Source organism: Streptomyces sp. NPDC026522, from assembly GCF_055567555.1.
Window position 1 is genome coordinate 279597 of sequence record NZ_JBVHQF010000001.1, and the last position, 22126, is coordinate 301722.

The following is a 22126-nucleotide window of genomic DNA, read 5'->3' on the forward strand; positions in this document are numbered from 1 at the left end:
CCTGAACCGGAACCGATTGCATAGGCTCGGGCGGTATGACGACGAGGACCCTGTACCTGCTCTGTTCGGCTGCCCCGCCCGTCTTCGAGATCGCCAGTGTGGTGGAGGAGGCGCAGCGTCGCGGCTGGGACGTCTGCCTCGGGCTCACGCCCATGGCCGCGGACTGGCTTGAGGACAGCCTTCCCGGACTGGCCGCTCTGACCGGTCACCCGGTGCGCTCGCGGTACAAGAGGCCAGGTCACCCGGACGTGTGGCCGGGGCCGGACATCGTGCTCGTGGCGCCGGCGACGACGAACACCATCAACCGCTGGGCCCTCGGAATCACGGATACCTGGCTGGTCGGAGTCGTCGCGGAGGGGATGGGCAAGGGCATCCCGATGGTGGTGATGCCGTGTGTGAACTCCGCGTACGCCCAGCACCCCCAACTGCCCAAGTCGCTGGAAACCCTCCGTGAGGCCGGCGTCCGGGTGCTGTACGGGCCAGGTGGCTTCGAGCCGAACGAGCCGGGGGAGAAGGGGCCCTATCCGTGGGGGCGCGCGCTTGACGCGGTCGATGCGTTGGGCTCGTAGCCCGGGCCCGGACGTGGGCCTCCCAAGGGACGGTTTCTGCCTCGTGGAGCCCCACCTCCGGACTGTTGTTGCGTGCCGCTACCGGGGCGGGCGCGGGGTCAGTGGCCGATCAGGGGGTAGTGGTCCGAGAGGTTGGTGTACGTGTAGGAGGTGCCCCAGCTGGAGACCGTCCAGGGGGCGGACTGCTCCTTCACCACCGTGTTGTCCCAGGCAGCCGGGCGGGCGTTGCCCTTGCGGTACAGGACGTAGTCCAGGTCCTCGCGCGGGTCCGTCGGGTAGCGGTAGTTCGCGATCGAGTTGAGCGCCGTGTCGAAGGAATACGGGTGCCCCGTACGCGAGTCGGCGCCGACCAGGTCGGCGTTGGCCAGCATCGAGGGGTACTCGGCGCTGCGCGAGTCGACGTTCATGTCGCCCGCGACGATGACCTCTTCACCCGCCGGGATGTTCTTGGCGTCCAGGAAGGCGTCTATGGCGCGGAACTGGCGCGCGCGCATGTCCGCCGCCTCGCCCGTGCCGCAGCCCGAGTCGGTGGACTGGGCGTGGGTGCCGACCACGTGCACCTTGGTGCCGTTCACGTTCAGGACCACGTAGGCGAAGCCCTTGTTGGACCACCAGTCCGAGCCGCAGGCGTCCTTGTACACCACCTGCTCCTTGCGGAGGATCGGCCACTTGCTCAGGACCGTGACCCCGCCGTCCTCCGGGGTGGTGGAGGAGTACGAGCCGCCGGTGGCGTCCCAGCCGCTCGTGGACCGGCCGACGACCGGCGTCTGGTACGGGTACTGCGCCGAGGCGTTGGACTTCAGCGCGTCCGAGGCGGTGTTGTCGAAGGCCTCCTGGAGCACCACCACGTCGTGACCCTGGAAGAAGGGAGCCTTGGGGATCGCCGAAGCGCGGTACGCCTGACCCCAGTTGGGGTAGAGGTTCGTGGACATGAGGAACGTGTTGTACGTGAGGACGCTGAGCCGCGGGGCGGTGGCGCTCTCCGCGGCCGTGGCGGCCGGGGCGGTGGTGAGGGCCAGCGCGCCCGCGGCGACCGCCGCGACGGCGGTGGCGGCGGTGCGTCCGCGGCGGTTCAGGGTGTGCGTCATGGGGGCTCCGTCAGTCCGGCGGGGAAGATCGACGCCGTCATCCAAGCAGCCGCGGTTACCTCTGGGTAACACCCATGCAGAGACTTTCTGTCCGCAGCACGGCCGTCTGGACTCGCATACTTGAACCATGAGCAACACGGAGTCCGCCACCCGGGCGCCGGCCCCCCGCCGTGACCCCGAGCCGCCCCCGCCCGGCGGCGTGCTGTGGACCATCGCCGGGGACGTCCGCGCCCTGCTGATGCTCCCCGCGGCCTTCACCATGCAGGTCGCGCACCCCGCGATCGGGGCGGGCGTCGACGAGCACTCGGTCTTCCGCACCGACCCCTGGGGGCGCGGCGAGCGCTCGCTGCGCTCCGTCCAGCTGTGGGTGTACGGCGGCGAGCGGGCCGCCGAGGAGGGGCGCCGGGTGCGCCGCCTGCACAAGGAGATCCAGGGCACCGACACCCGCGGGCGCCGCTACCACTCCCTCGACCCCGCCTGCTACTCCTGGGTCCACGCCACCGGCTTCCCGGTCTACCTCTACGCGGGCCGGTACCTGCTGCGCCGCTTCACCCCGGCCCAGGAGCGGCAGCTGTACCGGGAGTGGCTCCAGGTGGGCCGGATCCTCGGCCTGCACGACCGGGACATGCCGCAGAGCATCGAGGAGTACTGGGTCTACTACCGCCGGATGCTGGCCGAGGAGATCGAGCCCACCCCGGTCGCCCGCGAGCTGGTCGCCACCGACGTGGCACTGCCCCGGCCCGAGGGCGGACCCTGGCCGGTACGGCTGCTGCTGCGGCTCGCCTGGCCGGCGCTGCGGGCCGCGTTCCTGCGGCTGCGGGCCTTCGTCACCGTCGGCTACATGCCGCCCGACGCGCGCGCCGCGATCGGGCTGGAGTGGACCCCGGCCCAGGAGCGCCGGCTCCGGCGGTTCAGCGCGGCCGTGCGGATCCTCGTACCGCTGCTGCCCGAGCGGCTGCGCTACCTGCCCGTCGCCCGCGCGGCTCGGGCGCGGTGGCGCGCCGCCGCCCGCTGAGGGGCGACGGCGCGCAGGACCCGTACGGCACGCAGGGCCCGTACGCAGGGCCGGTCAGTGCTCGTGGACCGAGTTCGTCTCGGCGATCTTCTTCCAGGACTTCGGCTCCACCGGCTGCGCGGCGGGGGCCTTCGAGGACCGGGCGGCCGGGGACTGGCCCGCGGCCGGCGGGGCGAAGGCGGGCTTGCCCGGGGTGTACAGCCAGGTCTCGAAGAGCTGGGCCAGCGGCTTGCCGGAGACCTTCTCCGCGTACCGCACGAAGTCCGCGACCTTCGCGTTGCCGTAGGCGTGCTCGGTCGGCCAGCCCTTGAGGATCTTGAAGAACTTCTCGTCGCCGACCTCGTTGCGCAGTGCCTGGACCGCGATCGCGCCCCGGTCGTACACCGCCCCGTGGAACTGGTTGTCCGCACCCGGGTCGCCCGGCTTGACCTGCCAGAACGGGTCGTCCGCCGGACGCGTCGCGTACGCCCAGTCGGCGAGCTCCTGCGCCGTGCCCTCGCCCTCCTTCTCCGACCACAGCCACTGGCTGTAGCGGGCGAAGCCCTCGTTGAGCCAGATGTCCTTCCAGTTGTCGACGGACACGCTGTCGCCGTACCACTGGTGCGCCAGCTCGTGGACGACCACCGACACGTTCGCGCCGTTCGAGAACTGGCGCGGGCTGTAGAACGGCCGGGTCTGGGTCTCCAGGGCGAAGCCGGACGGGACGTTCGGCACGTACCCGCCCAGCGCGTTGAAGGGGTACGGGCCGAAGACGCTCTCCAGCCACTCGGCGACCTCGCCGGTCCGCTCCACGCTCGCGCGCGCCGCGCCCGCGTTGTCGCCGAGGTCCTTGCTGTAGGCGTTGATGATCGGCAGCCCGCTCGCCGTCTTGTCGGTGGTGACGTCGAACTTGCCGACGGCGAGGGTGGCGAGGTACGTGGCCTGCGGCTTGTTCGAGCGCCAGTTGTAGCGGGTCCAGCCCAGCTTCGAACTCTGCGACACCAGCACGCCGTTGCTGATCGCCTGGGTGCCGTCGGGGACGTTGACGGAGATGTCGAAGGTGGCCTTGTCGAGCGGGTGGTCGTTGCTGGGGAACCACCAGGCGGCCGAATCGGGCTCCTGAGCCGCGACGCCGCCGTCCGGGGTGCGCTGCCAGGCCGACCATCCGTCGACCTTGAACTCCGAAGGCTTACCGGCGTACTTGACGACGACCGAGGCCTGCCGGCCCTTCTCCAGCGCCTGCGCCGGGGTCACCTCCAGCTCATGGGCGCCGGAGGTCGCGAACTTCGCCTTGGCGCCGTTGACGCGGATCTCGCTGACCTTGAGGCCGAAGTCCAGGTTGAAGCGGGACAGGTCCTGCGTGGCGGTGGCCAGGAGGGTGGCGGTGCCTTCCAGCAGGTCCGTCTTCGGCTCGTACTTCAGGCGCAGGTCGTAGTGCGAGACGTCGTATCCGCCGTTGCCGCTGGTCGGGTAGTAGGAATCGCCTATGCCCGGGGCGCCCGGGGCGGAACTGGCCGCCGACGCCGGGATCACCAGCAGCAGGGAAGCGGCGAGCACGCTCGGGGCGATGACTTTGCGGTGCACGAAGAGCTCCAAGGGGTAGGGGAGACAGTTCCGTTCGCGGATGCGTGGTGCGACCGTATTCACGCGTGGCGGCCCGCGTCATGTCCATGGCGCCTGCTGTCACATGATCGCCATTCGGCCGTCACAGGTCGCGGCGCAGCGCCGCGAACAGCCAGGTCCGGCCCCCGGGCGGTCGAAGATCGGCCGGATAACGCGCCCCGCGCACCGGCCGGAACCCGCCCCCGAGCGGGATCGGGCCTGGTCCGCATACTAAGCAGTCGGTAATCTGCTCCGCATGACTCTTCCCCCGCGCGCCGCCCGCCGCTGCTGGCACGCAGCCATCAACCCGCTGCACGCCACCGTCTACTTCTCGCCCGACCTCGGCAAGGAGTTCGCCGCCCTCGGCATCACCCACCGCGCCGCCGTGAACCTCGCCTCCCGGTCCGCCGCCATGGGCGCCGTCGGTGCGGGCACGGTGACCGCCGCGTTCTACAACTACCGCTACGAACTCGTCGCCGAGCACCTGCCCGCCGTGTGGGAGACCGCCACGCCCGCGCAGGCCGTCGCCGCCCGGCTGCGCGCCGTCGACACCACGCTGCGCCGCCTCCTCGGCGACGAGACCCTCGCATCGCCCGAGGTCGCCGAAGCCGCCGACCTGGCGATGCGGGCAACCGAGGGCTGTACCCGGCACGCCCGCCCCCTCTACGCCGCCCACGCCGACCTCCCCGTACCCGAGGAGCCGCACCTGCGGCTGTGGCACGCCACCACACTGCTGCGCGAGCACCGCGGAGACGGCCACCTCGCCGCCCTCCTGCTCGCGCCGCTGGACCCGGTGGAGGCCCTGGTCAGCCACACCGCCACCGGCCGTGGCATGGCCCCCAAGTGGATCAAGTCGATCCGCGGCTGGGAGCAGTCCGACCTCGACGCCGCCACCGAGCGGCTGCGCGAACGCGGCATACTGGACGCGGCCGGCGAGCTCACCGAGGAAGGCGCCGCCGTGCGCGAGCAGCTGGAGACGGACACCGACCGCCTCGACGCCGCCCCCTACGAGCTCCTCGGCGCGGACGGCCTGGCCCGCCTCGCCGAACTCGGCGGCAACCTCGTCACGAAGGCCATCGGCGCCGGAGCCTTCCCGCAGGGCCTCTTCGGCAAGGCCTGAGCCGGGTCTCCGGACGTCCGTCACCGCCACCTGCCACAATTGGCAGCCTTCCGCGCATCCCACGCACACGTACGAAGGCAGGCAGGACCGCACCGTGACGATGTCCATCGAAGGCAGGATCGCCGAGGAGCTCGGCGTACGGGAACGGCAGGTCAAGGCCGCCGTCGAGCTGCTCGACGGCGGCTCCACCGTGCCGTTCATCGCTCGCTACCGCAAGGAAGCGACCGAGATGCTCGACGACGCCCAGCTGCGCACCCTGGAGGAGCGGCTGCGGTACCTGCGCGAGCTGGAGGACCGGCGGGCGGCGATCCTCGACTCCGTACGCGAGCAGGGCAAGCTCGACGCCGAGCTGGAGGCCCGGATCCGGGAGGCCGACACCAAGGCCCGGCTGGAGGACATCTACCTCCCCTTCAAGCCCAAGCGGCGCACCAAGGCACAGATCGCCCGCGAGGCGGGCCTCGAACCGCTCGCGGAGGGCCTGCTGGCCGACCCCTCGGTGGAACCGGCCGCCGCCGCAGCCGCGTTCGTGGACCCGGACAAGGGCGTCGCCGACGCGGCGGCCGCCCTGGAGGGCGCCCGGGCCATCCTCACCGAGAAGTTCGCCGAGGACGCCGACCTGATCGGCGAACTGCGCGAGCGGATGTGGAGCCGCGGCCGGCTCGCCTCCAAGGTGCGCGAGGGCAAGGAGGAGGCGGGCGCCAAGTTCGCCGACTACTTCGACTTCGCCGAGCCCTTCACCGCGCTGCCCTCCCACCGGGTCCTCGCCATGCTCCGCGGCGAGAAGGAGGACGTGCTCGTCCTCGACCTCCAGCCCGACGAGAGCGCCGAACGCGAGGAGCCGGTGGCGCCCGGGCCGTCCGCGTACGAGGGCATGATCGCCCGCCGCTTCGGCGTGGGGCCCGGTTCGGGCCGCCCCGGCGACAAGTGGCTCGCCGACACCGTCCGCTGGGCCTGGCGCACGAAGATCCAGGTGCACCTCGGCATCGACCTGCGCACCCGGCTGCGCGCCGCCGCCGAGGACGAGGCCGTACGCGTCTTCGCCGCCAACCTCCGCGACCTGCTGCTCGCCGCGCCCGCCGGCACCCGGGCCACGCTCGGTCTGGACCCGGGCTTCCGCACCGGCGTGAAGGTGGCCGTCGTCGACGCCACCGGCAAGGTCGTGGCCACCGACGTGATCTACCCGCACGTGCCCGCCAACAAGTGGGACGAGTCCCTGGCCAAGCTGGCCCGGCTGGCGAAGCAGCACGCGGTCGAACTCGTCGCGATCGGCAACGGCACGGCCTCCCGCGAGACGGACAAGCTCGCCGGTGACCTCATCGCCCGCCACCCGGAGCTCGGGCTGACCAAGGTGATGGTCTCCGAGGCGGGCGCCTCGGTGTACTCGGCCTCCGCCTTCGCCTCGCAGGAACTGCCGGGCATGGACGTCTCGCTGCGCGGCGCCGTCTCCATCGCCCGCCGCCTCCAGGACCCGCTCGCCGAGCTGGTGAAGATCGACCCCAAGTCCATCGGGGTCGGGCAGTACCAGCACGACCTGTCGGAGGTGAAGCTCTCCCGGTCGCTGGACGCGGTCGTCGAGGACTGCGTGAACGGCGTCGGCGTCGACGTCAACACCGCTTCCGCACCGCTGCTCTCGCGGGTGTCGGGCATCAGCGGCGGCCTCGCCGAGAACATCGTCGCGCACCGCGACGCCAACGGCCCCTTCCGCAGCCGCAAGGGGCTCAAGGACGTGGCCCGGCTCGGCCCCAAGGCGTACGAGCAGTGCGCCGGCTTCCTGCGGATCCGCGGCGGGGACGACCCGCTGGACGCCTCCAGCGTGCACCCCGAGGCCTACCCGGTGGTGCGGGGCATGGCCAAGACGGTGGGCAGCGAGGTCGCGGCCCTGATCGGCAACGGCGCCGTGCTGCGCTCGCTGCGGCCGGAGCAGTTCGTCACGGAGGCCTTCGGCCTGCCGACGGTCACCGACATCCTGCGCGAGCTGGAGAAGCCGGGCCGCGACCCGCGCCCGGCCTTCAAGACGGCCACATTCAAGGAGGGCGTGGAGAAGATCGGCGACCTCGCGCCCGGCATGGTCCTCGAAGGCGTGGTCACCAATGTGGCCGCCTTCGGTGCCTTCATCGACATCGGCGTCCACCAGGACGGCCTGGCGCACGTCTCGGCCCTGTCGAAGACCTTCGTCAAGGATCCGCGCGACGTGGTCAAGCCCGGCGACATCGTCCGGGTCAAGGTCATGGAGGTGGACATCCCGCGCAAGCGGATCTCCCTGACGCTGCGGATCGACGACGAGGCGACGGGCGACCGCTCCCCGGGAGCCCCGAGGCAGCGCGAGGAGCGTCGCGGCGGCGGCCGTCCCCCGCAGCAGCGAGGCCAGGGCGCCCAGGGCGGCCAGGCCAGGACCGGCAACGCCGCCGGCGGCCAGAGCCGGTCCGGCGGCGGTCAGAACCGGTCCGGCGGCCAGGGTGGCGGCAGCGCCCCCGCCCCCGCCAACAGCGCGATGGCGGACGCCCTGCGGCGGGCCGGCCTCACCGGCAAGGAGGAGCGCCGCAAGCGGTAGCGGCCCCGGGCGCGCGTGGAGGCGTACGGATTGGCCGAATAGGTTCCCCACCTGGGCACACGGCCTTGCCAACTCCCGTACAAGATCTGTAGGCATGGGTGGAACGCCCGTTCGTCCTGACGCGGACGGGCTTCCGCATTCCCCTCCGGGACCGCACTCCCGAGGCCGCCTCAAGGCACAGGATGTACGCCCATGCCCACGCACGCCTATCGACGCTGCCCGAGAAAGGGTCCGAAGAGGGAACACATGCCCTATCGGAATCTCAACCTGCGTAAACGGTGCGAGATGATTCTCGGCCATCTCGACCTGAGCCGCCCGTTCTCGCTCGAGCACCTGTGCACGGACATAGCCGAACAGCGCGGCCGCCCCATCCGGCTCCACCCGCTGCCCAAGGAAGCCGCCGAATCCGGGGTCTGCGGACTGTGGGTCGGCACCGCCCGCGTCGACTACGTCTTCTACGAGGCCCAGACCACCCCGCTGCACCGCGAGCACATCGTGCTCCACGAGCTCGGCCACATCCTGTTCGGCCACCACTCGCTGGAGGGCGAGGAGACCGACGGCAAGGCCCCGGTCGTGCTCGGACGCACCAACTACACCACCCGCCAGGAGCAGGAGGCGGAGATGCTCGCGAGCATGATCCGCACGCGGACCGCGGGCAACGGCCCGCACGCGCGCACCGAACCGCGCGGCGCCCTCGCCCGCCTGGAGTCCGCCATGGGATACGGGCGGGGCGCGCACGATGGCAGCTGACCTGACGGCATTCGGCGACTGGCTCGCCGTCCCCAGCGTGGTGTGCCTCTGGATCGCGGTCCTGCTGCGCGCGCCCGGCGCGCTGCGCTCCCCGCAGCAGCGCGGCCTGTGGCTCGCCGTCGCGACCGCCGCGGCCGCGATGACCCTGAACCTGCCCGCCGTCGTGGCCTACGCGACCAGCCGCGACGCCGGCTACGCGCACGCGATCAGCCTGGTCCGCAACCTCATCGGCGTGCTGTCGGCCGGCGCCGTGGTCTACTTCGTGGCCGCCGCCACCCGGGGACGTCGGCTCCAACTGGCCTCCTGGACCGGCACGGTGCTCTGGCTGACCACGCTGATCGTGCTGGACGGCGTCGCGCCGCACCACGGTGCGCACACCATGCCGCCCGTCGGGGACCCGGTGCCCTCCCTCGCGTACTGGCTGGTGCTGATCTCGGCCCACCTCGTCGCCAACACCACCTGCGTGTACGTGTGCGCCCGCTACAGCCGCCGCACCGAGAGCCGCGGACTGGCCTTCGGGCTGCGGCTGTTCGGCCTCGGCACCGCCCTCGCCGGCGTGTTCTGGTTCGTGTACCTGCTCAAGGCCCTGTTCGGCAGCACCTGGGCCATGCCCGCCCTGCCGCTGATGATGAACCTGCACGGGCTGCTGCGCGCCGCCGCCATCGTCGTCCCGACCCTCTTCACCCTGCGCCGTACGACGGCCGACATCGCCACCGCCTGGCGGCTGTGGCCGCTGTGGCGGGACCTGGTCCAGGCCGTACCGCACGTCGTCCTGTCGAAGCCGCGCGCCGGGCGGGTCGTGGAGCTGCTGTGGCCGCCGCTGCCGCGCAGCCTGCTGGTGTACCGCAAGGTCATCGAGACGCGCGACGCCATCCTGATCCTGGGGGAGTACGTGGCCCCGGGCCTCGCCGAGCTGGCGCGCAGCCACGTCGCCGGCAGCGGGGTGCCCGAGCAACGGCGCTCCGCGGCCGCGCTGGCCTGCGTACTCAAGGAGGCCCGGCAGGCCAAACTGGCCGGGCTGCCCGGACAGCAGGCGGGGGAGGCCTCCGCCCTGGAGCTGCCCGCCGCGATCCAGAGCTCCGCGGAAGGCGGCGACCTGGACGAGGAGGCCCGCTTCCTGGTGCACGTCGCGGAGGCGTACGCGTCCGCCTCCACCACCGCGTTCACGCCGCGGCCCGCGTGATACCCCGCCCGTCCGCACCACCGGAGGAGTGACACCGCCGTGACCACCGCCTTGATCACCGGAGCCAGTTCCGGCCTCGGCGCCGCCTTCGCGCGGGCCCTCGCCGCCAAGGGCTGCGACCTCGTCCTCGTCGCCCGCGACAAGGACCGGCTCACCGCCCTCGCCGAGGAGCTCGGCCGCGGCTCCGGGACGGCCTGCGAGGTGCTGCCCGCGGACCTGCTCGACCCCGCGGAGTGCGCGAAGGTCGCCGAGCGGCTCGCCGACCGGACGCGGCCCGTCGACATCCTGGTCAACAACGCCGGCTTCGGGCTGCCCGCGCCCTTCCCGTACAGCCCGGTCGAGGACGAGGAGCGGATGCTCGACCTGCTCGCCAAGGTCCCGCTGCGACTGACCCACGCGGTGCTGCCCGGCCTGCGCGAGCGCCGCCGGGGCGCGGTGCTGAACGTCTCGTCGGTCGCGGGACTGCTGCCGACCGGGACCTACGGGGCCGCCAAGGCCTGGATCACCGCGTTCAGCGAATCCGTACGGATCGACATGGAGCCGTACGGGGTGCGCGTGCTGGCCGTGGTGCCCGGCTTCACCCGCACCGAGTTCCAGGAGCGCGCCGGGATGGACGTCAGCGCCCTGCGCGACGCGGTCTGGCTGGAGCCCGAAGCGGTGGTGGCCAAGGCCCTGCGGGACCTGGCCCGGCGCCGCCCCGTCAGCATCACCAGCCGCCGCTACCAGGCCTACGCCCTCGCGGCCCGCCACCTGCCGCGCGACTTCGTGGCCCGCCGGATGGCCCGCACCCGGCGGGCGCCCGAGATCCGCTAGAGCTCCCCGACCAGCTAAAGCTCCGTGACCTTGCCGCCCGAGACCTCCAGGCGGCGGGTCACGTGCACCGCGTCCAGCATCCGGCGGTCGTGGGTGACCAGCAACAAGGTTCCCTCGTACGCGTCCAGCGCCGACTCCAACTGCTCGATCGCCGGCAGGTCGAGGTGGTTGGTGGGCTCGTCCAGCACCAGCAGGTTGACCCCGCGGCCCTGGAGCAGCGCCAGCGCCGCGCGGGTGCGCTCGCCCGGCGAGAGGGTGGCCGCCGGGCGCAGCACGTGCACCGCCTTGAGGCCGAACTTGGCCAGCAGGGTACGGACTTCGGCGGGCTCGGTGTCCGGCACGGCGGCGCAGAACGCCTCCAGCAACGGCTCGTCGCCGAGGAACAGGCCCCGGGCCTGGTCCACTTCGCCGACGAGCACGCCCGAACCGAGGACCGCCGCGCCGGAGTCGGGGGCCAGCCGGCCGAGCAGTACGGCCAACAGCGTCGACTTTCCGGCCCCGTTGGCGCCGGTGATGGCGACCCGGTCCGCCCAGTCGATCTGCAGGCTGGCCGGGCCGAAGTGGAAGTCGCCCCGGCTGACGGCTGCTTCGCGCAGCGTGGCCACCACCGAACCCGAGCGGGGGGCCGCCGCGATCTCCATGCGCAGCTCCCATTCCTTGCGGGGCTCGTCGACCACGTCCAGCCGCTCGATGGCGCGCTGCGTCTGGCGGGCCTTGGCGGCCTGCTTCTCGCTCGCCTCGCTGCGGAACTTCTTGCCGATCTTGTCGTTGTCGGTGGCCTTGCGGCGGGCGTTCTTGACGCCCTTGTCCATCCAGCCGCGCTGCATCGCGGCCCGGCCTTCGAGCGCGGAGCGCTTGTCGGCGTACTCGTCGTACTCCTCGCGGGCGTGCGTACGGGCCCGCTCGCGCTCCTCCAGGTAGGCGTCGTAACCGCCGCCGTAGAGGTTGATCTGCTGCTGGGCCAGGTCGAGTTCGAGGACCTTGGTCACGGTCCGCGCGAGGAACTCGCGGTCGTGGCTGATGACGACCGTGCCCGCGCGCAGCCCCTTCACGAACCGCTCCAGCCGCTCCAGACCGTCGAGGTCGAGGTCGTTCGTCGGCTCGTCGAGCAGGAACACGTCGTACCGGGACAGGAGGAGGGAGGCGAGGCCGGCCCGGGCCGCCTGCCCGCCGGACAGCGCCGTCATCGGGAGGTCCAGGCCGACGGACAGCCCCAGGTCGTCGGCGACCTCCTGGGCCCGTTCGTCCAGGTCCGCGCCGCCGAGGTTCAGCCAGCGGTCGAGGGCCTCCCCGTAGGCGTCGTCGGCGCCGGGGGTGCCGTCGACGAGGCCCTGCGTGGCCGCGTCGAGCTCGGCCTGCGCGGCCGCGACCCCCGTACGGCGGGCCAGGAACTCGCGGACCGACTCCCCGGGGCGGCGCTCGGGCTCCTGCGGCAGGTGCCCGACGGCGGCGCCGGGCGGGGAGAGCCGGAGCTCACCGGTCTCGGGGGCGTCCAGCCCGGCGAGGAGCCGCAGCAGGGTGGACTTCCCGGCGCCGTTGACGCCGACGAGGCCGATGACGTCGCCGGGTGCGACGACGAGGTCGAGGCCGGCGAAGAGCGTGCGCTCACCGTGCGCGGCGGTGAGGTTCTTGGCGACGAGGGTTGCAGTCATGGTCCGTCGATCCTATCCGCGCCGTCCACGGGGTCCCGACGGTGGCCGGATAGGTGGGATGTGCGTCATTGCGGCCATCAGGGGCGCGTCACAGGATGGAGGCATGTCGCTTCGAAACGTGCTCGTCCTGCTCTACGACGGGGTGCAGAGCCTGGACGTGACCGGCCCGGTGGAGGTGTTCAGCGGCGTCGGCCGGTTCCCGGAGCACACCGGGTACCGGATCCGTACGGTCTCCCCCGGGGGTGCTCCCGTACGCACCGGCAGCGGGCTGACCCTGGTCCCGGACGCGGACCTGGAGAGCGCCCGGCCCGGGCCGGGAACCACCCTGCTGGTGCCCGGGGGCCGGTACTCGGGTGACTTCGAACCGAGGCTCACCGACTGGCTCCGCGCGTACGGGGGGCGCGCGGAGCGGGTGGTGTCGGTGTGCACGGGGGGACTGCTGCTGGCGGAGGCGGGGCTGCTGGACGGGCACCGGGCCACCACGCACTGGGACGCCTGCGAACAGATGGCGCGGGACTACCCGGCCGTCACGGTCGAACCCGAACCGATCTACGTACGGGACGGGCGGGTGGCGACCTCGGCCGGGGTGACGGCCGGGATCGACCTCGCCCTCGCGCTGGTGGAGGAGGACGTCGGCCGGGACGTCGCGCTGCTGATCGCCCGGCACCTGGTGGTGTTCCTGCGCAGGCCCGGGAACCAGGCGCAGTTCAGCGCGCAGCTGGCGGCGCAGACGGCGCAGCGGGAACCGCTGCGGGACGTGCAGCAGTGGATCACGGAGCATCCGGACGAGGACCTGAGCGTGGAGGCCCTCGCGGCGCGGGCGGCGCTCTCGCCGCGCCACTTCGCGCGGGCGTTCCGGACGGAGACGGGGGTGACGCCGGGGCGGTACGTCGAGCGGGTGCGGGTGGAGCACGCGCGGCGGCTGCTGGAGGAGGGCGGCGCGGGCGTCGCCCAGGTCGCCCGCGCGTCCGGCTACGCCACCCCCGAGGCACTCCGCCGCGCCTTCCTCCGCACCCTCGGCCAGCCCCCGTCCGAATACCGCCGCCGCTTCGGCCCGTGACCGCGCCCTACCCTCCGACCACCCCGCTCCACCGGGGCGCCCCGGACCGACCTTGGGCTCCGCCCCCCACCGGGCACCCCGGACCCCCGGGCGTTGCCCGAACCGGGCGCGCCGTCCGACCACCGGCCTCAGCCCGAACCCGGATGTCGCACCGAGCCCGGGCGCCCGACCACCGGGCCCGGGCCCCGCCGCCCTCCGGCTGCTCCGGCCCCACCGGGGCTTCACCCCGACCCGGGGCGGGTGCGCCCCGCAACTGGGTGCCCGGGACCCCAGGGCTCGACCCGACCTTGGGGGTGCCCGGAACGCCGGGGTCGCCCGGCACCGGGTTCCACCCGACCTCGGGGCGTCGTCCGACCACCGGGTTCCACCCGACTTCGGGGGTGCCCGGAACGCCGGGGTTGCCTGGTCACGGTGCTCGACCCGACCCCCGGGCGCTGCCCGGACCCGGGCGTCGTGCGACCGCCGGGTTCCACCCGACCCCCGGGCGGCGCCCCGACCCGGGCGGCGCCCGGCCGCCAGGTGCTCCGCAGCCGCCGGGCCGCGGGCCCGGGCCGGTGCGGAGCCGTCCGTACTCACCACTACCGCTCCGGAGGAGCCATGCAGATCGCCGTACTGCTCTACGACCGGTTCACCGCCCTCGACGCCATCGGGCCCTTCGACACCCTGGGGCGGCTCCCGGGGGCCGAGGTCGTCTTCGTCGCCGAGCGGCCCGGGCCCGTGCGGGTGGACTCCGGGAACCTCGCGCTCGTCGCCGACAAGGCGCTCGACGAGGTCACCCGGCCCGACATCGTCATCGTGCCCGGCTGCCCGCACCCCGACGTGCAGATGGCGAACCCCGCCGTCCTCGACTGGCTGCGGACCGTCGACGCCACCACGACCTGGACCACCTCGGTCTGCACCGGCTCGCTCCTGCTCGCCGCCGCCGGCCTGCTCGACGGGCGCCGGGCCGCGGGCCACTGGCTGTTCCTGGACCGGCTTCCCGCGTTCGGCGCCGAGCCGACCGGCGAGCGCGTCGTCTTCGACGGCAAGTACGTGACCGCCGCCGGGGTGTCCGCCGGCATCGACATGGGCCTCACCCTCCTCGGCCGCATCGCGGGCGACGACCTCGCCCGGACCGTGCAGCTGATGACCGAGTACGACCCCCAGCCGCCCTATGACGCCGGCTCCCCGGCGAAGGCCCCGGCCGAGCTCGTCGCGCGGCTGCGCGCGGTCAGTCCGCTGGAGGGGTCCAGGTAAAGGCGGGCGCCCGGCGCTCCAGGAACGCGGCGACACCCTCCGCGGTGTCGCCGCTCGCCGCCGCCTGGGCGGCCCAGTACGCCTCCCGGTCCGTCCGGCCGTCCGCGAACTCCTTCGCCGCGCCCTGCGTCAGCTGCGAGCGCGCGGTCAGCAGCCGCGCGAACTCCGCGACGCGCTTGTCGAGTTCCCCGGCCGGCAGCAGCTCGTTCAGGAACCCGGCCCGCAAGGCGTGCTCCGCCTCGATCAACTCCGCTGAGAACAAGAGGTACTTGGCGGTCGCCGGCCCGACCAGCGCGGCCAGCCGCCGCGTCGACGGGGCCGGGTAGACGATGCCCAGCTTCGCCGGGGTCACCCCGAACCGCGCCCCCGCCTCCGCGAAGCGCAGATCGCACGCCGCCGCCAGCTGGCTCCCGCCGCCCACGCAGAACCCCCGGATCGCGGCGATCGTCGGCTTCGGGAAGGCGGCCAGGGCCTCCTCCGCCGCAACCGACAGCGCCTGCGGGTCGTCGTCACCCCGCAGCGAGGTGATGTCGGCTCCCGCGCAGAAGGTCGGCCCGGCCCCCGTCAGCACGACCACCCGTACGGACGCGTCGTCCGCCAGCGCGGACAGCAGCCCGGGCAGCGCCCGCCACATGCCGGCCGTCATGGCGTTCCGCTTCGCCGGGTGCGAGATGACGACGGTGGCGACCCCGTCGGCCACCGTGTGAAGGAGGGCTGCGTCCATGCGCCGGATGCTATCCGGGTCCGTCGAACCTATGATCGTTGGAGTCCGTCGCGGGGGGCGCTGAAAGGTGGCATCTCCATGGGCGCAGACCGGAGCCGCTCCGAGCCCCGGCGGGAGAAGAAGGAGCTGAGCCGCGACTTCGGCTTGCTGGCCTTCCTCGGGGTGCTGCTGGTGGTGGCCGGGCTCGTGGGCCTGGTCTACACCGGTGTGGCCACCCTGACCTCGATGTTCCTCTTCGGCTGGCTGCTGCTGATCGGCGGTGTGGTCGGCCTCGTGCAGGCGGTGCAGGCCCGCAGGAGCAACTACTTCTGGCTCGCGGTCGTCGTCGCCGCGGTCAACATCGCCGCCGGTTTCGTGATCCTGCGCCGCCCCGAGGCGAGCGCCGAGGCCCTGACCATGTTCGCCGCCCTGCTCTTCCTCACCGGCGGCGTGTTCCGGCTGGCCGGCGCGATGGTGGTGCGCGGGCCGCACTTCGGGCTGGCCCTCGTCCAGGGCGCCTTCGGTATCCTGCTGGGCCTGCTGATCCTCGCCGACTGGCCGGGCAACAGCCTGTACGTGATCGGCACCTTCTTCTCGCTCGCCCTGCTCTTCGACGGGCTGAGCCTGCTCGCCCTGGGCCTGGCGGGCCGCCGGATCCTCGGACAGGTGAAGGAGGACCAAGTGGCGCAGGAGCAGGTGCGTGCCCCGGCAGTCGCGCCGCCGGATCAGGAACGGTCGCACAACTGACGCTGTCATACGCCAGCGGTCAAAATGTGCACGAATGACGCTGACTTCTGGTCAGCGGCGCGGTACGGACCTGGCTGTTGTCCACCCTTGAAACGTGGAGACGATCGAGCGCGAAGACGGGGGCGTGAAGATGGACGACAGCGGGAGTGTCCCGCCGGCCAGGGGGGGTGAGCCGGAGGTCCCGGCGGACCCACTCGCCTACGAAGGAGTGTGGAGGTTCACCGCCCCGGCGGTTGAAGAATCCGTTCCGCAGGCCCGCCGCGCGGTCCGCGACCTGCTCGGCCGGCAAGGTGTGCCGGCCCACCAGGACCTGGTCTACGCCCTGCTGCTGATCGTCTCCGAACTGGTGACGAACTCGGTCCGGCACGCCGCCCTGCTCTCCCCCGAGGTCGCCGTCGAGGTGGCGGTGGGCCGCGCATGGGTACGGGTCGCCGTCGAGGACAGCCACCCGTACCGCCCCAAGGCGCTGGAGGCCGACTTCGGCCAGACCGGGGGCCGGGGCCTGCTGCTCGTCCGGGAGATCACCCGGGAGGCCGGCGGGGTGTGCGACGTCGAGCACACCTCCACCGGCGGCAAGGTCATCTGGGCGGCCCTGCCGCTCACCGCCCCCGTACCCGCCCCCGTCCCGGGGGCGTGACGGTTGCCTGTGTGACGGCTACCAGCCTGACGACTGCCGGCGGGCCGGCTACCAGCCCGCGGCCTCACCGGTCAGCTCGCGGATCGCGGGGCGCGCCGCGTCCAGCACGGTCATGAACCAGGCCGAGAACGGAGCCTGCGCGTGCCGCTTCGCCAGCTCCCCGGCGGTGACGAAGGCGGTGTCCCCGACCTCTTCCGGGTCCGGCCGCACCGCGGCCTGCGCAAGTCCCACGAACAGGTGGTTGTACTCCTGCTCCACCAGCCCCGAAGCCGGGTCCGGGTGGTTGTACCGCACCGTCCCCGCCTCCGCGAGCAGCGACGGCGACAGCCCCAGCTCCTCGTGGGTCCGCCGGGCGGCGGCCGCGAACGGCGACTCGCCGGGGTACGGGTGACCGCAACAGGTGTTCGACCAGACGCCGGGGGAGTGGTACTTCCCGAGGGCGCGCTGCTGGAGCAGCAGGCGGCCCTGCTCGTCGAAGAGGAACACGGAGAACGCCCGGTGCAGCTGACCCGGCGCCTGGTGCGCGGAGAGCTTCTCCGCCGTGCCGATGGTGTTGCCGGACTCGTCGACCAGTTCGAGCATGATCGGTTCCTGAGTCCCGGTGCCGGCGGACGCGCTGTTCCCGGCGGACGCGCTGTTCCCGGCGGTGGCTGGTGTGATCGGCATACCCATCCTTCGCTTCGGACTTCGGCCTTCAAGTCTGCCGTACAAAAGCGGCTTGTCCCCACTTCGTCGATCCGCGCATGTCTGGCCCCCGACGCGTGGTACGCGGCCTGACGGGACGGTCCGCCGCGCGGGGCGTCCGGGGGCGGCCCGGCCCGGCCGCTGCGCGAATCCCGGAGCCGCGCCGACGGAACACCTGGGCGGTTTGTAGTCCCTCGGCGTGATCGTCAATGATGGCGTGGCCGGGGCCGCCGCCCGGGACATTCGGCTTGTGCGGGCGTAAACGGCTGGTGAACCCCGGCTTCCGTTCATCCGATAGCCTCTGCCGTCGTGCCGCCGCCCAGTGCGGCGGCCGTCCAGTGTTCGCTGCAAGGAGTGGGTTCGTCTGCCGACCGTCATCCTCACCGGCCTGCCGGTCCCCGGATCACCGCTCGCCGACGAGCTGCGTTCGCTCGGCTTCGACGTCCGCTCCGTCGCCGGGACCGAAGACACCGCGACCGCCCTGGCCGGCGTACCGGCCGACCAGCGGGTTGCCGTCGTCGACAGCGCATTCGTCGGCCACCGGCACGCCCTGCGGCTGGCACTCACCGACCCGCGCTTCGACGCCTGCGCCGTGACCGGCGCGCTCGCCGTCCAGCCGGGCGCCCGCGCCGCCCTCGACGCGGCCGCGGCCGCGGCCCTGACGCCCGACGGCGCTGGCCCGTACCCCGACCGCCTCGCAGCCGCCGTCGAGGCGGCCGGCACCCCGGTCCAGCGCCCCGACCTCGGCACCCTCGTCGCCGCGGTGCCCACCACCACGGCCGAGCGGGACGCGGCCGCAGCCGCCGTCGCCGCCGTGGACGACGAAGCCGAACGCCTGCGTACCGCCGTCAAGTCCCGGGACGGGTTCTTCACCACCTTCTTCATCAGCCCGTACTCGCGCTACATCGCCCGCTGGTGCGCCCGCCGCGGCCTGACCCCGAACCAGGTCACCACCGCCTCCCTGATCACCGCTCTCATAGCGGCGGCCTGCGCCGCCACGGGTGAACGCGGGGGCTACGTCGCCGCCGGGGTGCTGCTCCTCGTCTCCTTCGTCCTGGACTGCACCGACGGGCAGCTCGCCCGCTACTCGCTCCAGTACTCCACGATGGGCGCCTGGCTCGACGCGACCTTCGACCGCGCCAAGGAGTACTCCTTCTACGCGGGCCTCGCGCTGGGCGCCGCCCGCAACGGCGACGACGTCTGGGCCCTCGCGCTCGGCGCCATGATCCTCATGACCTGCCGGCACGTCGTGGACTTCGCCTTCAACGAGGCCAACCACGACGCCGCGGGCAACACCAGCCCGACGGCCGCGCTCTCCGACCGCCTCGACAGCGTCGGCTGGACGGTCTGGGTCCGGCGGATGATCATCCTGCCCATCGGTGAGCGGTGGGCGATGATCGCCGTGCTGACCGCCGTGACCAGCCCCCGGATCGTCTTCTACGCCCTCCTCGTCGGCTGCGCCTTCGGCGCGCTCTACACCACCGCCGGCCGCGTCCTGCGCTCGCTCACCCGCAGGGCTGGGGGCACCTCCCAGGCGAAGCCCTGGGGGAGGACCGACCGGGCCGCCCGGGCCCTGGCCGACCTCGCCGACTCCGGCCCGCTGGCCGAACTCGTCGCCCGCTCCGTGGGCCGCACGGTCCCCGGCGCCGGGCTCGGCGCCGCCCTGGTCGGTACGGTCGCCCTGCTGTGGACGGCCTGGGCCCAGCCGTTCGGCGCCCGCCAGACCGTGATCGCCGCCGTCGTCTACGCGCTGCTCGCCGGAGCGGCCGTCGCCCGCCCCCTCAAGGGCGCCCTCGACTGGCTCGTCCCGCCCGTCTTCCGGGCCGCCGAGTACACGACCGTGCTGATCCTCGCCGCGAAGGCGGACGTCCCCGGAGCCCTCCCGGCGGCATTCGGACTGGTCGCGGCGGTCGCCTACCATCACTACGACACGGTGTACCGCATCCGCGGTGGCACCGGCGCGCCCCCGCACTGGCTGGTGCGGACGACCGGCGGTCATGAAGGCCGGGTGCTCGTCACCGCCGTCCTGGCCGCCGTACTGGCGACGCGCGCCGCGGACTTCCCCGTCGCGCTCACGGCCCTGGCCGTGGCCGTGGCACTCGTGGTGCTCGTGGAGAGCATCCGCTTCTGGGTCTCCTCCGGGGCACCCGCCGTACATGACGAAGGAGAACCAGCATGATCGGCCTTGTACTCGCTGCCGGTGCCGGACGCCGCCTGCGTCCCTACACCGACACCCTGCCCAAGGCCCTCGTGCCCGTCGGCCCCGCAGGCGACGAGGAGAGCCTCACGGTCCTCGACCTGACCCTGGGCAACTTCGCCGAGGTCGGGCTGACCGAGGTCGCCATCGTCGTCGGCTACCGCAAGGAAGCCGTGTACGAGCGCCGCGAGGCCCTGGAGGCCAAGTACGGCGTCAAGATCACGCTGATCGACAACGACAAGGCCGAGGAGTGGAACAACGCCTACTCCCTGTGGTGCGCGCGTGACGTCCTCAAGCAGGGCGTGATCCTCGCCAACGGCGACACCGTCCACCCGGTCTCCGTCGAGCGGACCCTGCTGGCCGCCCGCGGCCGGGGGCAGAAGATCATCCTGGCCCTCGACACGGTCAAGAACCTGGCCGACGAGGAGATGAAGGTCATCACGGCCGACGGCGAAGGTGTCCGCAGGATCACCAAGCTGATGGACCCGGCCACCGCCACGGGCGAGTACATCGGCGTCACCCTCATCGAGCCCGAGGCCGCCGAAGCGCTGGCCGAGGCGCTCAAGACCACTTTCGAGCGCGACCCCGACCTCTACTACGAGGACGGCTACCAGCAGCTCGTCGACGACGGTTTCACCATCGACGTGGCCCCCATCGGCGACGTCAGGTGGGTCGAGATCGACAACCACGACGACCTCGCCAAGGGGCGGACCATCGCATGCCAGTACTGACGCGGCTGATCCCCTCGCCTGTTGTCGTGGACATCAGCCGCGGGGCGATGGACGATCTGGCCGGCCTCCTGGCCGACCAGCGCATCTCCGCGTCCGGCAAGCTCGCCATCGCGATCAGCGGCGGCTCGGGCGTGGCGCTGCGCGCCAAGCTGGAGCCGGTCCTGCCGCATGCCGACTGGTACCCGGTCATGGACGGAACCATCGATTCCGCGGTCAAGCTGGCCGACGACATGAAGGGCCGCCGCTACGACGCGGTCGTGGGCCTGGGCGGCGGCAAGATCATCGACGTGGCGAAGTACGCCGCGGCGCGGGTCGGGCTGCCCATGGTGGCGGTCGCCACCAACCTCTCCCACGACGGCATCTGCTCCCCGGTGTCGATCCTGGACAACGACAACGGCCGCGGTTCCTACGGAGTGCCCACCCCGATCGCGATGGTCATCGACCTCGACGTGATCAAGGAGGCGCCCGTCCGGTTCATCCGGGCCGGCATCGGCGACGTGATCTCCAACATCTCCGCCATCGCCGACTGGGAGCTGTCGCACCGGATCACCGGCGAGGCCGTGGACGGCCTGGCGGCCGCCATGGCCCGCACCGCCGGCGAGTCCGTGCTGCGCCACCCCGGGGACTGCACCGACGACGAGTTCCTCACCGTGCTCTCCGAGGCCCTGGTGCTCTCCGGCATCGCCATGTCGATCAGCGGCGACAGCCGCCCGTCCTCCGGCGCCTGCCACGAGATCAGCCACGCCTTCGACCTGCTCTACCCGGGCCGCTCCGCGCTCCACGGCGAGCAGGTCGGCATCGGCGCCGCCTTCGCGATGCACCTGCGCGGGGCCGTGGAACAGACGGGCCTCTTCGTCGAGGTCCTGCGCCGCCACGGCCTGCCGACCGCACCCGAGGAGATCGGGTTCAGCGAGGACGAGTTCGTCGCGGCCGTGGAGTACGCCCCCCAGACCCGCCCGGGACGCTTCACCATCCTGGAGCACCTCAACCTGTCCGCCGCCGAGATCAGGGACGCTTACGCCGACTATGCCAAGACCATCCGTAGCTGAACTCCGGCCCGTCGTCCACCCGGCCGGCGTCAAGGACCGGCGCAGTGGCGAGCACTGGGGCGGCCGCCTGTACATGCGCGAGATCTCCCTGCGCATCACCCGCGTCCTGGTTACCACCAAGGTCACGCCCAACCAGCTGACCTACGTGATGACCCTGGCCGGCGTGCTCGCCGCGCCGGCCCTGCTGGTGCCGGGCATCTGGGGCGCCGTCCTCGGCGTGGTCGCCGTCCAGCTGTACCTGCTGCTGGACTGCGTCGACGGGGAGGTGGCCCGCTGGAAGCAGCAGTTCTCGCTCTCCGGGGTCTACCTGGACCGGGTCGGCGCCTACCTCTGTGACGCGGCGGTCCTGGTCGGCTTCGGCCTGCGCGCCGCCGACCTGTGGGGGAGCGGCCGGATCGACTGGCTGTGGGCCTTCCTCGGCACCCTCGCGGCGCTCGGCGCGATCCTGATCAAGGCCGAGACCGACCTGGTCGGCGTCGCCCGGCACCAGGGCGGCCTGCCGCCGGTGCAGGAGGCGGCCGCCGAGCCGCGCTCCTCCGGCATGGCCCTGGCCCGCCGGGCCGCCGCCGCGCTGAAGTTCCACCGCCTCGTCCTCGGCATCGAGGCGTCCCTGCTGATCTTGCTGCTGGCCGTCCTGGACCAGCTCCGCGGCGACCTGTTCTTCACCCGGCTCGGCGTCGCGGTACTGGCCGGCATCGCCCTGCTGCAGACCCTGCTGCACCTGGTGTCGGTCCTCGCGTCGAGCAGGCTGCGGTGAGTG

Annotated in this window: 20 protein-coding genes; 15 read left to right on the forward strand and 5 right to left on the reverse strand. The window is 72.7% G+C overall.

Annotation, left to right across the window (positions count from 1 at the left end; all coding sequences use genetic code 11):
* The first annotated feature begins 35 nt into the window (after positions 1 to 35).
* Complete coding sequence (locus ACZ4M3_RS01215; RefSeq protein ID WP_467729021.1) at positions 36 to 569, forward strand: flavoprotein; 534 nt, start codon at positions 36 to 38, stop codon at positions 567 to 569.
* A gap of 98 nt (positions 570 to 667) precedes the next feature.
* Here the strand turns inward: ACZ4M3_RS01215 and sph are convergent, their stop codons facing one another.
* Positions 668 to 1657: a sphingomyelin phosphodiesterase gene (gene sph / locus ACZ4M3_RS01220; RefSeq protein ID WP_467729022.1), complete on the reverse strand. Its 990-nt coding sequence runs from the start codon at positions 1655 to 1657 to the stop codon at positions 668 to 670.
* A 127-nt stretch (positions 1658 to 1784) separates the two neighbouring features.
* Between sph and ACZ4M3_RS01225 the strand changes: the two genes are divergently transcribed.
* Complete coding sequence (locus tag ACZ4M3_RS01225; protein ID WP_467729024.1) at positions 1785 to 2672, forward strand: oxygenase MpaB family protein; 888 nt, start codon at positions 1785 to 1787, stop codon at positions 2670 to 2672.
* 54 nt (positions 2673 to 2726) lie between these two features.
* On the opposite strand, the gene ACZ4M3_RS01230 is transcribed toward ACZ4M3_RS01225, so the two are convergent.
* A complete protein-coding gene (locus ACZ4M3_RS01230) occupies positions 2727 to 4235 on the reverse strand; it encodes a M1 family metallopeptidase (protein ID WP_467729026.1) in 1509 nt (502 codons plus the stop codon).
* A 274-nt stretch (positions 4236 to 4509) separates the two neighbouring features.
* Between ACZ4M3_RS01230 and ACZ4M3_RS01235 the strand changes: the two genes are divergently transcribed.
* The 5 genes from ACZ4M3_RS01235 to ACZ4M3_RS01255 all read left to right on the forward strand — a co-directional run bounded on the left by ACZ4M3_RS01235 (position 4510) and on the right by ACZ4M3_RS01255 (position 10670).
* The gene (locus tag ACZ4M3_RS01235) at positions 4510 to 5373 is read left to right on the forward strand and encodes an SCO6745 family protein (RefSeq protein WP_467729027.1); all 864 of its coding nucleotides are present in this window, start codon (positions 4510 to 4512) and stop codon (positions 5371 to 5373) included.
* Positions 5374 to 5467: 94 nt separating this feature from the next.
* Positions 5468 to 7924 carry a Tex family protein gene (locus ACZ4M3_RS01240; protein ID WP_467729029.1) on the forward strand — a complete coding sequence of 819 codons (2457 nt, stop codon included), beginning with the start codon at positions 5468 to 5470 and terminating at the stop codon, positions 7922 to 7924.
* 285 nt (positions 7925 to 8209) lie between these two features.
* Positions 8210 to 8674: a hypothetical protein gene (locus ACZ4M3_RS01245; RefSeq protein WP_467729031.1), complete on the forward strand. Its 465-nt coding sequence runs from the start codon at positions 8210 to 8212 to the stop codon at positions 8672 to 8674.
* The gene (locus tag ACZ4M3_RS01250) at positions 8664 to 9857 is read left to right on the forward strand and encodes an MAB_1171c family putative transporter (protein ID WP_467729032.1); all 1194 of its coding nucleotides are present in this window, start codon (positions 8664 to 8666) and stop codon (positions 9855 to 9857) included. Before ACZ4M3_RS01245 ends, ACZ4M3_RS01250 begins: the two co-directional genes overlap by 11 nt.
* A 39-nt stretch (positions 9858 to 9896) precedes the next feature.
* Entirely contained in the window at positions 9897 to 10670 is a 774-nt protein-coding gene (locus ACZ4M3_RS01255) for an SDR family NAD(P)-dependent oxidoreductase (protein WP_467729034.1), read from the forward strand.
* Positions 10671 to 10684: 14 nt separating this feature from the next.
* Here ACZ4M3_RS01255 and ACZ4M3_RS01260 read toward each other — a convergent pair whose 3' ends face one another.
* A complete protein-coding gene (locus tag ACZ4M3_RS01260; protein WP_467729036.1) occupies positions 10685 to 12322 on the reverse strand; it encodes an ABC-F family ATP-binding cassette domain-containing protein in 1638 nt (545 codons plus the stop codon).
* Between the two features lie 103 nt (positions 12323 to 12425).
* Between ACZ4M3_RS01260 and ACZ4M3_RS01265 the strand changes: the two genes are divergently transcribed.
* Together ACZ4M3_RS01265 and ACZ4M3_RS01270 are read left to right on the forward strand one after the other, a co-directional pair.
* A complete protein-coding gene (locus tag ACZ4M3_RS01265; RefSeq protein ID WP_467729038.1) occupies positions 12426 to 13382 on the forward strand; it encodes a GlxA family transcriptional regulator in 957 nt (318 codons plus the stop codon).
* Between the two features lie 597 nt (positions 13383 to 13979).
* Entirely contained in the window at positions 13980 to 14618 is a 639-nt protein-coding gene (locus tag ACZ4M3_RS01270) for a DJ-1/PfpI family protein (RefSeq protein WP_467729040.1), read from the forward strand.
* Here ACZ4M3_RS01270 and ACZ4M3_RS01275 read toward each other — a convergent pair.
* Complete coding sequence (locus ACZ4M3_RS01275) at positions 14593 to 15342, reverse strand: enoyl-CoA hydratase/isomerase family protein (RefSeq protein WP_467729041.1); 750 nt, start codon at positions 15340 to 15342, stop codon at positions 14593 to 14595. The genes ACZ4M3_RS01270 and ACZ4M3_RS01275 overlap by 26 nt on opposite strands.
* Positions 15343 to 15420: 78 nt before the next feature.
* On the opposite strand from ACZ4M3_RS01275, the gene ACZ4M3_RS01280 reads away from it, so the two are divergent.
* Together ACZ4M3_RS01280 and ACZ4M3_RS01285 are read left to right on the forward strand one after the other, a co-directional pair.
* Positions 15421 to 16068 carry an HdeD family acid-resistance protein gene (locus ACZ4M3_RS01280; protein WP_467729043.1) on the forward strand — a complete coding sequence of 216 codons (648 nt, stop codon included), beginning with the start codon at positions 15421 to 15423 and terminating at the stop codon, positions 16066 to 16068.
* 130 nt (positions 16069 to 16198) lie between these two features.
* A complete protein-coding gene (locus tag ACZ4M3_RS01285; protein WP_453357070.1) occupies positions 16199 to 16705 on the forward strand; it encodes an ATP-binding protein in 507 nt (168 codons plus the stop codon).
* Positions 16706 to 16753: 48 nt separating this feature from the next.
* Here the strand turns inward: ACZ4M3_RS01285 and idi are convergent, their stop codons facing one another.
* On the reverse strand, positions 16754 to 17371 hold the full coding sequence (gene idi, locus ACZ4M3_RS01290; RefSeq protein ID WP_467729044.1) for an isopentenyl-diphosphate Delta-isomerase: 618 nt from the start codon (positions 17369 to 17371) through the stop codon (positions 16754 to 16756).
* A 382-nt stretch (positions 17372 to 17753) separates the two neighbouring features.
* Between idi and ACZ4M3_RS01295 the strand changes: the two genes are divergently transcribed.
* From ACZ4M3_RS01295 to ACZ4M3_RS01310, 4 genes are read left to right on the forward strand one after another with little or no spacing between them, the layout of a single operon-like run.
* Complete coding sequence (locus ACZ4M3_RS01295) at positions 17754 to 19568, forward strand: DUF5941 domain-containing protein (protein WP_467730090.1); 1815 nt, start codon at positions 17754 to 17756, stop codon at positions 19566 to 19568.
* Positions 19565 to 20317, forward strand: a complete 753-nt coding sequence (locus tag ACZ4M3_RS01300) for a phosphocholine cytidylyltransferase family protein (protein ID WP_467729046.1) — start codon at positions 19565 to 19567, stop codon at positions 20315 to 20317. Before ACZ4M3_RS01295 ends, ACZ4M3_RS01300 begins: the two co-directional genes overlap by 4 nt.
* Positions 20305 to 21366, forward strand: a complete 1062-nt coding sequence (locus tag ACZ4M3_RS01305; protein ID WP_467729048.1) for an iron-containing alcohol dehydrogenase family protein — start codon at positions 20305 to 20307, stop codon at positions 21364 to 21366. Before ACZ4M3_RS01300 ends, ACZ4M3_RS01305 begins: the two co-directional genes overlap by 13 nt.
* Positions 21344 to 22123 carry a CDP-alcohol phosphatidyltransferase family protein gene (locus tag ACZ4M3_RS01310; RefSeq protein WP_467729050.1) on the forward strand — a complete coding sequence of 260 codons (780 nt, stop codon included), beginning with the start codon at positions 21344 to 21346 and terminating at the stop codon, positions 22121 to 22123. The genes ACZ4M3_RS01305 and ACZ4M3_RS01310 overlap by 23 nt, the downstream gene beginning before the upstream one ends.
* Positions 22124 to 22126 lie beyond the last annotated feature (3 nt).